At 60.6% G+C, this 13,553-nt stretch carries 12 protein-coding genes and 1 tRNA gene; 3 read left to right on the forward strand and 10 right to left on the reverse strand.

The features are described 5' to 3' along the window. Positions 1-150: 150 nt before the first annotated feature. Both gmd and fcl read left to right on the forward strand, forming a co-directional pair. Entirely contained in the window at positions 151-1,269 is a 1,119-nt protein-coding gene (gene gmd, locus ROSMUC_RS07385; RefSeq protein ID WP_037271233.1) for a GDP-mannose 4,6-dehydratase, read from the forward strand. Positions 1,270-1,597: 328 nt separating this feature from the next. Next, positions 1,598-2,572, forward strand: coding sequence for a GDP-L-fucose synthase (fcl, locus tag ROSMUC_RS07390; protein ID WP_037271234.1), 975 nt, complete (start codon positions 1,598-1,600; stop codon positions 2,570-2,572). A 341-nt stretch (positions 2,573-2,913) separates the two neighbouring features. Here the strand turns inward: fcl and ROSMUC_RS07395 are convergent. Next, positions 2,914-2,988, reverse strand: a tRNA-Asn gene (locus tag ROSMUC_RS07395). A gap of 58 nt (positions 2,989-3,046) precedes the next feature. Beyond that, positions 3,047-3,979, reverse strand: coding sequence for an MBL fold metallo-hydrolase (locus tag ROSMUC_RS07400; RefSeq protein ID WP_037271237.1), 933 nt, complete (start codon positions 3,977-3,979; stop codon positions 3,047-3,049). 39 nt (positions 3,980-4,018) lie between these two features. On the opposite strand from ROSMUC_RS07400, the gene ROSMUC_RS07405 reads away from it, so the two are divergent. Beyond that, positions 4,019-5,305: an ATP-binding protein gene (locus tag ROSMUC_RS07405; RefSeq protein ID WP_037271239.1), complete on the forward strand. Its 1,287-nt coding sequence runs from the start codon at positions 4,019-4,021 to the stop codon at positions 5,303-5,305. Between the two features lie 31 nt (positions 5,306-5,336). On the opposite strand, the gene ROSMUC_RS07410 is transcribed toward ROSMUC_RS07405, so the two are convergent. From ROSMUC_RS07410 to ROSMUC_RS07445, 8 genes are all read right to left on the reverse strand, one after another. Beyond that, positions 5,337-6,878, reverse strand: a complete 1,542-nt coding sequence (locus ROSMUC_RS07410) for a DEAD/DEAH box helicase (RefSeq protein WP_037271241.1) — start codon at positions 6,876-6,878, stop codon at positions 5,337-5,339. Positions 6,879-7,075: 197 nt separating this feature from the next. Then, positions 7,076-8,044 carry a glycosyltransferase family 2 protein gene (locus ROSMUC_RS07415; RefSeq protein WP_037271244.1) on the reverse strand — a complete coding sequence of 323 codons (969 nt, stop codon included), beginning with the start codon at positions 8,042-8,044 and terminating at the stop codon, positions 7,076-7,078. Positions 8,045-8,085: 41 nt separating this feature from the next. Then, a complete protein-coding gene (locus tag ROSMUC_RS07420) occupies positions 8,086-8,529 on the reverse strand; it encodes a MaoC family dehydratase (protein ID WP_008282995.1) in 444 nt (147 codons plus the stop codon). 100 nt (positions 8,530-8,629) lie between these two features. Next, complete coding sequence (locus ROSMUC_RS07425) at positions 8,630-9,502, reverse strand: TIGR01459 family HAD-type hydrolase (RefSeq protein ID WP_037271246.1); 873 nt, start codon at positions 9,500-9,502, stop codon at positions 8,630-8,632. Positions 9,503-9,602: 100 nt separating this feature from the next. Then, on the reverse strand, positions 9,603-10,106 hold the full coding sequence (locus ROSMUC_RS07430; RefSeq protein WP_037271249.1) for a flavin reductase family protein: 504 nt from the start codon (positions 10,104-10,106) through the stop codon (positions 9,603-9,605). A gap of 193 nt (positions 10,107-10,299) precedes the next feature. Continuing rightward, entirely contained in the window at positions 10,300-11,694 is a 1,395-nt protein-coding gene (locus ROSMUC_RS07435; RefSeq protein ID WP_037271251.1) for a TRAP transporter large permease, read from the reverse strand. After that, positions 11,694-12,374: a TRAP transporter small permease gene (locus tag ROSMUC_RS07440; protein ID WP_037271254.1), complete on the reverse strand. Its 681-nt coding sequence runs from the start codon at positions 12,372-12,374 to the stop codon at positions 11,694-11,696. The genes ROSMUC_RS07435 and ROSMUC_RS07440 overlap by 1 nt, the downstream gene beginning before the upstream one ends. Before the next feature lie 123 nt (positions 12,375-12,497). Then, on the reverse strand, positions 12,498-13,499 hold the full coding sequence (locus tag ROSMUC_RS07445) for a DctP family TRAP transporter solute-binding subunit (RefSeq protein WP_037271257.1): 1,002 nt from the start codon (positions 13,497-13,499) through the stop codon (positions 12,498-12,500). Positions 13,500-13,553 lie beyond the last annotated feature (54 nt).

Consider the following 13,553-nt stretch of genomic DNA (forward strand, 5'->3'; position numbering starts at 1 on the left):
GACGGTTGAGCACGCATCTAGAAAAATGCATCGCCTTTGCACGCAAGAAGGCTTGGGCATGGCCGGGGTGCTTGCGACGGTCCACTCCCTGTGCTGTAACGCGCCCAAGATTGGCGGGATGTTTCTATTGAATGACGGAGAGATGACGGAATGAAAAAAGCGTTGATCACTGGGGTGACGGGGCAGGATGGCTCTTACCTTGCGGAGTTCCTGCTGGAAAAGGGCTATGAGGTGCATGGGATCAAGCGCCGCGCCTCGCTTTTCAACACGCAGCGGGTGGATCATATCTATCAGGATCCGCATGGCGGGCGGCAGAATTTCAAGCTGCATTACGGCGACCTGACGGACAGCTCGAACCTCACCCGCATTCTCAGCGAGGTGCAGCCTGACGAGGTCTATAACCTCGGTGCGCAATCCCATGTCGCCGTCAGTTTCGAGGCACCGGAATATACCGCCGATGTCGATGCCATCGGCACGCTGCGCCTGCTCGAGGCGATCCGCTTTCTGGGGCTGGAGAAAAAGACGCGCTTCTATCAGGCCTCCACCTCCGAGCTTTATGGTCTCGTGCAGGAAATTCCGCAGCGCGAGACGACGCCCTTTCACCCGCGCAGCCCCTATGCCGTGGCCAAGATGTATGCCTATTGGATCACGGTCAATTACCGTGAGGCTTACGGCATCTATGCCTGCAACGGGATCCTCTTCAATCACGAGAGCCCCCGGCGCGGCGAGACCTTCGTGACGCGCAAGATCACGCGCGGGTTGGCCAATATCGCGCAGGGGCTCGAGGATTGCCTCTATATGGGCAATATCGACAGCTTGCGCGACTGGGGCCATGCCAAGGATTACGTCCGCATGCAGTGGATGATGCTGCAACAAGAGGTGGCGGATGATTTCGTCATCGCGACGGGGGTGCAGTATTCCGTGCGCGAGTTCATCACATGGTCGGCGCGCGAATTGGGGATCACGCTGGAGTTCACCGGCACGGGCGTGGACGAGATCGCCACGGTGACGGCCGTGACCGGCGATATGGCCCCTGCGGTGGCGCCGGGGCAGGTGATCATGCGCATCGACCCGCGCTATTTCCGCCCCGCCGAGGTGGAAACACTGCTGGGCGATCCCACCAAGGCCAAGGAAAAACTGGGCTGGGTGCCTGAGATTACGACACAAGAGATGTGCGCCGAGATGGTGGCCGAAGACTTGAAGACAGCGCAGCGGCACGCTCTGCTGAAAGTGCATGGTATGGAGTTGCCGGTGAGCGTGGAAGGGTGATGGCTTTGCCTGAAATCTCGGCAAACTATCTGGTTGGCCTAAAGCGCACGGTTTTACTCCGCAAGAGTTGGCGGCGTGTTTGATGGGCTGGAGCGTGTGCCAAACAATTTTGTCGGGGACCGGATGACGCGGGATACGTGGTTCAGGTTTGTCGAGGCTTGGCTGTGACTGGAATACGATGCAAACAGGCTTACCGGCCATTTGAATGCAGCCCCTCCTCAGTGCGCCATCTGGGACCTTTAATTCAGGTTTGAATGTCACAAGAACGCATCGGCTTTGACCTTACAATTTTGGGCCTAAACCTTACAAACCTTACAGGAGTAACTCTATGACCCGCATCTACATCGCAGGACATCGCGGCATGGTCGGGGGGGCGATCCTCCGCCGCCTTCAGGCCCGCAAAGACGCGGGCGAGGACCTGACTCTGCTCACCCGCACCCATGCGGAAATGGACCTGACCAGCCAATTGGCGGTGCGCGAGTTCATGCAGGCCGAGCGGCCCGATGTGGTTATTCTTGCCGCCGCCAAGGTCGGCGGTATCCATGCCAACAACACCTATCCAGCTGATTTCATTTACGAAAACCTGATGATCGAGTGCAATGTAATCCATCAGGCCTTTGACGCGGGCGTGCGGCGGCTGTTGCAATTGGGCTCTAGCTGCATCTATCCCCGTGCTGTGCCCCAGCCCATGCGCGAGGACGCGCTCCTGACCGGCGTGCTCGAGCCCACCAACGAGCCCTATGCCGTGGCCAAGATCGCTGGCATCAAGCTCTGCGAGAGTTACAATCGCCAGCACGGCACCGATTACCGCTCGGTCATGCCCACCAATCTCTACGGCCCGGGCGACAACTTTCACCCTGAAAATTCCCATGTTTTACCGGCACTTATCCGTCGCTTTCACGAGGCGGCGCTGGAGGGGCGCGACGAGGTCATGATCTGGGGATCTGGCACGCCACGGCGCGAATTCCTGCATGTCGATGACATGGCCGAAGCCAGCCTCTTTGTGCTGGACCTGCCACAGGATGTCTATGCCGCCAATACAGAGCCGATGCTGAGCCATATCAACGTGGGCTGCGGCACCGATGTTTCAATTCTGGAACTGGCGCAGATGGTGGCCGAAGTAACTGGATTTCAAGGAAAAATCTCGACCGACCCCAGCAAACCCGATGGCACGATGCGCAAGCTGATGGATGTCTCGCGGTTGGCCGAGATGGGCTGGCGCGCACGCATCGGCCTGCGCGAAGGGATTGAGGATGCCTATCGCTGGTATCTCGATCAGGCACCGGGCAGCGTGCGCGGATAGCTTAATCTGCGCCGGATCCTGCTCATCCGAAGGGGGGCGCTCAATTGAGCCCCCATTCTGGTGGCGTGTTGCTCGACCGTGGTGACGCCGAGATTCCGGTAACAGGTTGAAAAAGCGACGAGATCTCAATTCACCGTCGCGGATGCTGCTCCTCCTGTCATACGCTTTCGATCAACGGAAAGCGTTAGGTGCCTAGGCGCATATTTCTCGACCTGACTGGTCGGTTACGCAGCTGACTTCTTCAGCCCCGGACGCGTCGATCTACGCAGTGTTCGCTGTGCGTCTTCGATGTTTGAAAAGAAAAAGGACTTAGCGAGCGAGCGCTAAGTCCTTGAAATCTTTGGCTCCGGCGGTAGGGATCGAACCTACGACCAATTGATTAACAGTCAACTGCTCTACCGCTGAGCTACGCCGGAACATGTGGGCCGTATAGCAACCGGATTCGGGGAGGTCCAGAGGCTTTGTGACAAAAATTTAGGGAGAGGAGCATGTGGATTGGGAGCGCGTGAATTTTGCGTCCGCCTGCAATCTGCCCACCGGCGCGACTTGGGATTTCTGCATCAAGTCGATGAGATGCGCGAGCACGTTGCGGCGGGCGGCGGGCAGGAGGTTTTGGGGCGTGTCGGCATAGACGCGGGCCGTGATTTCCGTTGTATCAAGAGGCACCTGGGTGAGGGTCTCGAGGATTGCCGCCTCGCGTGCCTTGCGATGCGCCACCAGCCAGTCAAGGCGGGCTTTGGGTTGCTCGATCGCGGCCCCGTGACCGGGCAGGAAGCGCCGCGCTGACAGCCTTCCAAGCCGCGCGCAGGAGCGCAGAAAATCCGTCAGGTCGCCATCAGGTGGCGAGACCAGCGAGCTGGCCCAGCCCATAACCAGATCGCCGGTCAACACGCTGTCGGCGATCTCGAAGCTCATGTGATTGCCAAAATGTCCCGGTGTCCAATGTGCGGTGATCTGCCAACCGTCGCCTGTTATCCGCTCGCCATCACAGAGCACCAAATCTGGCGTAAAGTCCGCATCCACCCCTTCGCCACCGCCCATCAGCCCGCTCTGTGCAAGGTGCTGCATCATCGCGCTGCGCCCGGCCCGGGCATCCCCATAGGCCAGCACTGGCGCGCCAGTTTCGGCCGAGAGGCGTGCGGCGAGGGGCGAGTGATCGAGATGCGCGTGGGTGACGAAAATGTGGCTCACGCTCTGGCCCGGAGCTATGGCAGCCAGGATCGCCGCAAGATGGGCCGGATCATCGGGGCCCGGGTCAATCACTGCAAGGCGGCCTGTGCCGACGAGATAGGTGTTGGTCCCCCAAAACGTCATGGGGGACGGGTTTGGAGCCAGAATGCGGCGAATATCTTGCCCGAGGTCCTCAGCGATGCCGATGGGCGGGCTTTTTCCTTGGGTCGCTTGCATGGCTCTTCCTTCTGGCAGCGCGCGCGGCTAGGTTTAGCCATGTCTCTGCGTTGGCTCAAACCCTATCTTCCGCGAAGCCTCTATGCTCGGGCGGTTTTGATCCTGCTGTTGCCGGTGATCACGCTGCTGTTGGTCGTTTCGCTCGTGTTTGCCCAGAGGCTGTTTGACGACGTTACGCAGCAGATGGTCAAGACCGTGGCGCGCGAGGTGCGGCTGGTCCTGGACGAGCCCGAGGGTAGTCCGGTGGCCGCAATGCTGGAAATCGACCGGCGGCACGTGCCCGCATCCGAGATGCCAGAGGCCGATGACTATGATTGGTTCGACATTTCGGGCAGCGTGGTGGTCCGCGAACTGCGCAGCTATTTCGAGGATCTCGAGCGCGTTTCGCTGACCGATAATCAGTATGTCATGCTTTATTTCCAAAAGGATGGCGCGGTTACCGAGCTTGTATTCGACCGCCGCCGGGTCTCGGCGCGACGGCCCTATCAGGTGCTGCTCAATCTGGCCTTCTATGGCATCCTGATGACCGTTGTTTCTTATGTTTACATGCGAAAGCAGCTCAAGCCGATTACCCGCCTTGCAGAGGCGGCAGAGGCCTTTGGGCGCGGCCGGCATGTGCCTTATCGTGCGTCGGGCGCGCTCGAGGTGCGGGCGGCGGGCAATGCCTTTCTCGATATGCGGGCGCGATTGGAACGGCAGATCGAGCAGCGCACGTTGATGCTCTCGGGGGTGAGCCACGATCTGAGAACACCACTGACCCGCCTGCGGTTGAGCCTTGCCATGCTGGAGGATGAGGAAGCGGCACCGATGCTGCGTGACGTGGTCGAAATGGAGCGCTTGCTAGACGGCTTTCTGGCCTTTGCGCGGGGTGCGCATGAGGGCGAGCCGGAGCCGGTTGATCCGATTGCCCTCGTGCGTCAGATCGTCGAAGACGCGCAACGGGCGCAGAACCCCGTGAGCTTGATCGAAGCACGGGGCGAAGGAACCGTGGCCTTGCGCGCCGAGAATATTCGACGGGCCGTCGAAAACCTGATCAACAATGCTGTGCGTTATGGCACGCAGGCAGAAGTTTCGGTCGTGATGACCGAAAAATCCTTGAGAATCAGGGTTGAGGATGATGGGCCTGGTATTCCGCCAGATAGCAGGGGCGATGCGATCAAGCCATTCACGCGGCTGGAACCGGCCCGAAATCAGAATCGTGGGATGGGCGTGGGCCTTGGCCTGTCCATCGTGCTTGATGTCGCGCGGGCGCATGGCGGAACGCTGCGGCTAGGAGAGAGCGCACGGCTCGGCGGACTCAGCGCGGACATCGTGATTGCGCGCTGAGTTTTCTCGAAAGAAAAATTAAATCAGGTAGTTATCCGGCGCGCCTCTCGTCAAAGCTGAGCGCGATGAAGCTGGGAAGGTGATCGCCAAGCCCCACGACACGCGGCCCGCCACCATGATCCTGACGCCCACGACCTTCTCTTTGGCGCGGCGCGTTGTCGTCATTGCGGTCGCGATTGCGGTCCGGGCGGGGCTCATTTCGCTCCTGCCGAGGCTCGGGCGTGCGCTCTGTCCGGCGCTCCTGCTGGCGTTCCGGCTGTGGGGCCGCTTCGATTGCCTGTTCGGCCGATGTCTCCGGTGCCTTGTGGGCGACGACCGGGCGCTCTTCGGGCTTGCCACGGCTCACGTTGCGGGTGCGGCGGGGCTTTGCGGGACGCTCGTCGCTGCCTTGCGGCGCTTCGGTCTCCGTGGTCGAAGGGGTGAAGGTTACGGGGCTCTCGACGCGCGGAATTTCCTTTTGAATCAAGGCTTCTACGCCGGCTAGGTTCTTTTCGTCGCGCGGGTTGCAGATCATCAGCGCCTTGCCGCTGCGCCCGGCGCGCCCGGTACGACCGATGCGGTGGACGTAATCCTCGGCATGGCTGGGTACGTCGAAGTTGAACACATGGCTGACCGCGGGCACATCAAGGCCGCGGGCGGCCACATCAGACGCGATCAGAAAGCGCAGGGTGCCCGCACGAAAGCCGTCGAGTGTGCGCGTGCGTTGGCTCTGATCTAGGTCACCGTGAATAGGTGCCGCATCATAACCATATTTTATCAAAGACTTAGCGACCACATCTACATCAATCTTGCGATTGCAAAAGATGATGGCATTGCTGCAAGAGTCGCCTTCACGATCGATTAGGGCGCGCAGTAGTTTGCGCTTTTCGCTGTCGGCCTTGTCTCGGCGCGACGGTTTGAACATCACGACACCTTGCTCGATTGTCTCTGAGGCGGTGGCTTGGCGCGCAACCTCGACCCGTGCTGGGTTCGACAGGAAGGTGTTGGTGATCCGCTCAATCTCGGGTGCCATAGTGGCGGAGAAGAAAAGCGTCTGGCGCGTGAACGGTGTTAGGCTGAAAATTCGTTCAATATCAGGGATAAAGCCCATGTCGAGCATGCGATCGGCCTCGTCCACGACCATGATCTGCACGCCGGTCAGCAAGAGCTTGCCGCGCTCGAAATGATCGAGCAGGCGGCCGGGGGTGGCGATCAGAACATCGACGCCCTTGTCGATCAGCTTGTCCTGCTCCTTGAAGCTGACGCCACCAATGAGCAACGCCTTTGTGAGCTTCAAGTGCTTGGAATACGTATCAAAATTCTCGGCGACCTGAGCCGCTAGTTCGCGCGTGGGGCATAGAACCAAGCTGCGCGGCATGCGGGCGCGGGCGCGTCCGCGCGAGAGAAGTGAGAGCATCGGCAGGGTAAAACTGGCGGTTTTGCCTGTGCCGGTTTGGGCGATTCCGAGTACGTCGCGCCCTTCGAGCGCGTGGGGGATGGCTTCGGCCTGAATGGGGGTTGGCGTTTCGTAACCGGCCTCTTCGATGGCCTTCAACACCTTGGGATTCAGGTTCAGATCGGAAAATTTTGTCATGTGTATCCGTGGTTTACGGACACAATCCTGGCCCGTACGACTGATGCGGGTTCGGGCCCCTCATGGGCCTGTGGTTCTCCACATGGATGACCCGCTGCGCAGCACTTACCTGAGAACGCGGTCAGCGTCAATGCACAGCGGATTCTTGGCAACAATACTGGCGTAGTTTGCCAAGATTATGGTGTATTTGGAAACACTTACATGTGTTTCGGAAAGTGGCGCATGCGTTTGGTGTCAAGGTCGAGAGAGATGCGGTGTAGATGTCCGAAGGAGGCCAGCCGCTCTTGCAATTCCGGGGTGGCGGTGCAGACCTCGGTAAAGAAGCGGTTCAGGGCAGCTTGCCCGCCGTCCTCTTCAAGCATCTGAAAAAACTCATGCATATTAAAGGCATAGCCGTCGGAATGGGGTGCGGGTTTTAATTCGGCGCGGTAGGAGCCCATGCTGAGGCGGTAACGATAGGCGGCAAGCCAGTGATCCCAGGTGGCGGCGTGATGATGGCAGAGATACAATTCATGTAGTTCTTCAGCTTTGTCATCCATCTGTTTGTTTATAAAGGCATTATGGATACGCAAGCTGATGTCGGACAGGCCGGTCCGCACAAAGACCTTGCCTGCGACATGGCTGAGAAACCCGCCGTTCAGATAAGGGCCATAGGTTGGATAGATGGCGTTGGTTTGAGTGCGGCGTTCGGATTGAGACAGCGCGCAGGACTTGTAAGCTGTGTAAGGTTCGGCGTCTGTTTTGTAAGGTTCGGGGGCCAGTGCCTCGATCGGGCGGACGCGAGCGCTGATCCGGTCCGGCGCGACCTGTGACAGACGGTCCGTGATGGTCATTTCGGACCAGAGGAATTCGTCCACGTCGATATGCGCGAGCCAATCGACCTGCGCCCGCCTATTGAGGCAATGGGTGGCGTTCAGGGTCTGGCGGGACTGATGCTTGTCAGGGCGTCCCTTGCGCGACCGGCGCCGCCAATAGTCCTCATTACACAGGATGACGCGGCATTTGGGATGGGCGCGCAGGGCGGCCTCGGCCTCTGGGTCGGGGGCATCAAGATAGACATGCACGCGGTGGGCGCCCAGATCGATATGATGGGCGGCAAAGTTGAGCGTGTCGCGGGTGGGGGCCTTGATCGTGGCGACCACGCCCCAGGTGGGTGATGCGTTCATGGGCGCAGGATGCGGTCAAGCCGCAGGGCGCGCAAGGGGCGTCAGTCGAACTTGCGCGAGGGGGCCAGAACCGTCGCTTCGCCGATCAGGACCTTCTTGCCATTCACCAGACAGCGGCAGTCGAGTTGCACGCGGCGTTTGCCATGGTCGATGCCGATCACCTCGACTTCGGCATGGACCATGTCGCCGGGACGCACAGGGGCGAGGAATTTCAGAGTCTGGCCCATGTAGACGGTGCCATGCCCCGGCAATTGCTCGCCGATCACCGCAGAGATGAGGCCTGCGGTCAACATGCCATGGGCGATGCGCCCCTCGAAAATGGTGTCCTGCGCGTAGTCGTCATCGAGATGCACCGGGTTGCGGTCGGTCGAGACCTCGGCAAACAGTTCGATGTCGCGGTCGGTCACGACTTTGCGCAGATGGCGGGTCATGCCCATCTCGATGTCTTCGATGCAGATCGTGCCGCGCGGCATATTGTCCAACATTCGCCCCTCCGGTGGGTTTGGTGCGCAATTATCAGGCTATATTTTGGCCCATGTTGGAATTTTATTACTTTGCGGATGCAGAAAAATCAAGCGCTTTCTGTCAGCGGAGGAAACCGATTGTATAGGTGGGAGAGGCGTTTTCCTTTGAAAGATAAGCCGTTAGCGCGGCCTCGTCGGGCTGGTGCGACGTTTTGGTCTCATTGGCTGCGAGCCCGCCCGAGATGAAGAGGGAATCGATATCCTCACCCATGGCCCCTGCCACATCGGTATGCACCCCGTCGCCGATGGCGAGGATGCGGGGCGTCTCGACATCGCGACCAAGCGACAGCAGGCGGCGGCGGGCGAGGTCATAGATGGGCGGATGCGGTTTGCCGAAATAGAGGCTTGTCCCCCCCATTTCGGTATAGAGGCGCGCGAGGGCGCCGGCGCACCATTCCCGCACCTCGCCGCGATCCACAACGATGTCGGGATTGGCGCAGAGGAGTTTCAAGCCCTTTTGCTTGGCATAGAGAAACTGTGGACGCAGGTCGGCGGGATCGGCATGGGGATCGAAAGGGCCGATGCAGACAATGCCTTCGGCCTCTTCCAGCGGAACGCGGGTGATCGGCACGGGGTTCTCGATCAGGTGAAGCGGATCGAAAAAGCGGTCATCGAAGGGCTGGCCAATGAACCAGACCTTTTCACCGACGACGCCCTGAAACATCGCGGCGCGGGCGCTGTCGCCGGAGGTGGCGATGGTATCCCAGGCGTCGCGGGGCACGCCAAAGCCGTCGAGCTGCTTTTCCACGCCGCCGCGCGCGCGGGGCGAGTTGGTGACAAGCACCACGGTGCCGCCCTGCGCGCGGTAGGATTGCAGCGCCGCCACCGCATCCGGCAGGGCGCGCACGCCGTCATGCACACAGCCCCAGAGATCGACAAAGAGCGCGTCATACTTGTCGGAAATGTCGGTGAGGGCGGTGATGAGACGGGTCATTTGCGGCTCCTGTACTGGCTTTGGTGCAGATATGGCAGGGGGGCCGCGGTTTGGCCAGCGGTGGAATGGAGTATTTGGGCCAAGAAGAAGCGGGCGTGGTTCAGTGGCCGTGCGGTCGCACGATGTGGTAATCGCCGCTGAGATAGGTCAGCGGTTTTTGCCCGGCATTGGTCAGCGCCGTCACGGTGCCAATGCAGATGGCGTGGCTGCCGTGGATGATCCGGTCGGTGAGGTGGCAGGAAAAGGCGGTCGCACGCGGCAGTACCGGGCCTTCGGGGCGGGGTGTGATTGGCAGGCCATCAAACCGGGCGGCGGGATTGTCCGGCGAGGGACCGGCAAAGGCGCGTGCCACCTCGACGGCATCCTCGGCCAAGACATTGACGCAGAAAGCCCCATTCTCGATCACCGCGCGGGCGATGCGGCTGTCGGTGCGCAGGCACACCAGTACCGAGGGTGGATCGGCGGAAAGCGAGGAAAAGGCACTGACCGTGGCCCCGGCGCGGCCGGATGGCCCGTCGGTGGTGACAACCGTCACGGTGGCCGCGACCTGCCGCATGGCGGCAAGAAAGGCGTCGCGGTCTACGCTGCGTGTGTCTGAGGTCACGGGTGCTGCTCCTGTGCGTCGGGCGGACCCATTGGGTAGCCCCGAAATGTGGCAGGGTAAAGGAATTCCGATGCCGGGGGTGCAGGTAGCGTGCATCTGCGTGCTTTCAAACCGCTTGGAAGGAGGGGCAAGAAAAAAACCACGCAGGCCGGGGCCTGCGTGGTCTGGGGAACGGTTGATCCGTCCTTGTGGTCTATTTCGTGATGATCTCTGGTCCCATCACCGCATTGGGCAGCGCGGTCGAGATCCATGGCACATAGGTGACGATGATCAGGAACACGAAGAGCACCGCGAGGAAGGGCAGGGCCGCGCGCACCACCGCCATCATCGGCATGCCCGCCACGCCGGAGGTCACGAAGAGGTTGAGACCGACGGGGGGCGTGATCATGCCGATTTCCATGTTCACCACCATGATGATGCCAAGATGAATGGGGTCGATGCCCAGTTCGATGGCGATGGGGAACACCAGCGGCGCGACGATCACCAGAAGGCCCGACGGTTCCATGAACTGTCCGCCGATGAGCAGGATCACGTTGACCACGATGAGGAACGTGACAGGCCCGAGCCCCGCGCCGAGCATGGCGTTGGCGATATGCTGGGGGATCTGTTCCTCGGTCAGCACATGTTTGAGGATGAGCGCGTTGGCGATCACGAACATGAGCATTACGGTGAGTTTGCCCGCATCCAGCAGCGTTTTACGGGTGTCGCGGTGGAAAAAGGCCGTGATGAGGGCCGAGGGGCGTTGATAGAGCGCCAGCGGTGCCTGACCGTCGCCGCGCGCCAGAGGACCCATGTCGCGGTAAACGAAGCTGGCCACGAGGAAGGCGTAGACCGCTGCCACGGCTGCTGCCTCGGTGGGGGTAAAGATCGCGCCGGTGACGCCGGGGATGCCGTAGATCCCGACCATGATGATGACGATCAGGAAGAGGCCCCAGAACGCCTCGCGGAAGCTGTCGAGCATTTCCCCCACGCCGCGCCATTCGCCCTTGGGCATGTTCTTGAACTTGGCGATGACATAGATGGTCAGCATCAGCATCGTGCCTGCCAGAAGCCCCGGCAGCACGCCTGCGAGGAACATCCGCCCCACGGAGACATCGGTGGCACTGGCATAGACCACCATTACGATGGAGGGCGGGATCAGGATGCCGAGCGTGCCTGCGTTACAGATCACACCGGCCGCGAATTCCTTGGTATAGCCCAACTGGCGCATTGCTGCGATGACGATGGTGCCGATGGCCACCACGGTGGCGGGGGACGAGCCCGAGAGGGCCGCGAACATCATGCAGGCCAGCACGCCCGCAATGGCCATGCCGCCGGGCAGGTGCCCCACGCAGGCGATGGCAAAGCGGATGATGCGTTGCGCCACGCCGCCGGTCGACATGAAGGACGAGGCCAGCACGAAGAAGGGGATGGCCAGCAGCGTGAAATGCCCGACGAAGGCGTTGAGCAGCGTGCCCGCGATGGAGGCGAGCGACGTGTCGGAGTAGATCAGCATGAAAAGAGTGGAGCTGAGCCCGAGCGAGATGGCGATCGGCACGCCGATCAGCATCAGGCCTATGACCATGGAAAAGAGCAGGACGACGTCCATCAGTTTTGTCCCCCTTGGGCGTTACGGGCTTCGGCCGCGCGCAGTTGTTCGATCTCGTCCTCGACCTCGTGGCTGGCGATCAGGCGATCGCTCTTGCCGCTCCAGATGGAGAGGGCCACTTGCGTGAAGCGCAGCACCAGAAGGAAAGCCGAGAGCGGCAGCACGATATAGGGCACGACCTTGGGCAATTTCTCGTAATGGTCCCCGTAGTTGATCAGGTCTTCGAGAAAGCGGAACACGCCCAGCATCGGCACGTCCTGCACCTCGTAAAAGCTCTGGGAGCGGGCGGAGGTGTCGAACCCGGTCGGGAACCAGCGCCCGGATGTGGGGGGCAGGTCAGCAAAGACGGCCCAGTAATCGTAGCACCCCTTGAGCAAGAGCAGCGAAAAGAAGAGGCAGGCCCCGACCGCCAGCAGCGCCACGATCCGGCGCGCGGGGTCCGAGAGCAGATTGATCACCGCGTCCACGCCCAGATGCGCGTGCTTCTTGACCGCATAGGAGGCGCCCAGAAGAACCAGCCAGCCGAACATGAACACGGTCAGTTCGAGCGCCCAGAGTATATTCGTGTTGAACACATATCGGGCGATGACATTTGCGAAGGTCAGCAATGTCATCATCCCCAGGAGCGCGGCGATCACCGTCTCCTCGATATGGTCGATTAGCCCAGTCTTGTGCTGCATCGTCCCATTCCCAAATTTTGTGATTGTATCGCGGGCTGCCAGTCGGGCGGGTTATTGAGAAACCCGCCCGCTGCACCCAATGGCCCGCCCGGCACTGGGGCGGGCCGCACCGTTAAAGCCGGATCAGCTGCTGGAGTTCGAAGCCACGGCGGCGTCGATGTTTTCCTGGCCGACATCCTCTTTGAACTTGTCCCAGACGGGGTTCATCGTTTCGACCCATTTGGCGCGCTGTTCGGGGCTGAGTTGGCGCACCACGCCACCGGCGTCGATGATGGCCTGCTTGGCCTCTTCGTTGACGCGGGTCGATTCTGCGTTACGCACCTCGGTCACTTCCTTGACGATGGTCAGGAACTGATCACGCACATCCGCATCGAGGCTGTCGAGGAAATCGACGCTGGTCACGACGAGATAGTCGATGATGCCATGGTTGGTCTCGGTGGTGCCGTCCTGAACCTCGAAGAATTTTTGACCATAGATGTTCGACCAGGTGTTTTCCTGACCGTCCACAACGCCCTGTTGCAGCGCGCCATAGACCTCGGAGAAGGCCATTTTCTGCGGACTGCCACCGATGGCATCCATTTGGGCCACAAGCACGTCAGAGGATTGCACGCGGAACTTGAGGCCATTGGCATCGGTGGGTTCCAAGAGCGGCTTGTTGGCCGACATCTGCTTCATGCCATTGTGCCAGTAGGCGAGACCCTGAAGGCCGCGACGCTGCATCGAATCGAGCATGGCCTGACCGGTTTCGGAGTTCTGGAAGCGATCGACGGCCGCGACATCGGTGAAGAGGAAGGGCAGGTCGAAGAGGCGGAATTGCTTGGTGAACTTCTCGAATTTCGAGAGCGAGGGCGCGGCCAGTTGCACATCGCCCTGAAGCATCGCCTCGAGCACCTTGTCGTCGTCATAGAGGGTCGAGTTGGGGAACACCTCCATGCACATCTTGCCATTCATTTCCTCGTTGACGCGGGTTTGCAACAAAGAGGCGGCGATGCCTTTGGGGTGTTTGTCGGTGTTGGTGACGTGGCTGAACTTGACGACGATTTCGCCGTCTTCGCAGGCGGCCATTGCGGCACCCGCGCCAACGGTCAGTGCCAATGCCGAGACGGCAGCGGTCAGGAATTTCATGTGGGTCTCCTCCCAAGTCAAACTGTTTTGGACTGCGCCCGAACCGAGCGCGGT

This window comes from Roseovarius mucosus DSM 17069 (genome assembly GCF_000768555.3).
GTDB classification, from domain to species: Bacteria; Pseudomonadota; Alphaproteobacteria; order Rhodobacterales; family Rhodobacteraceae; genus Roseovarius; species Roseovarius mucosus.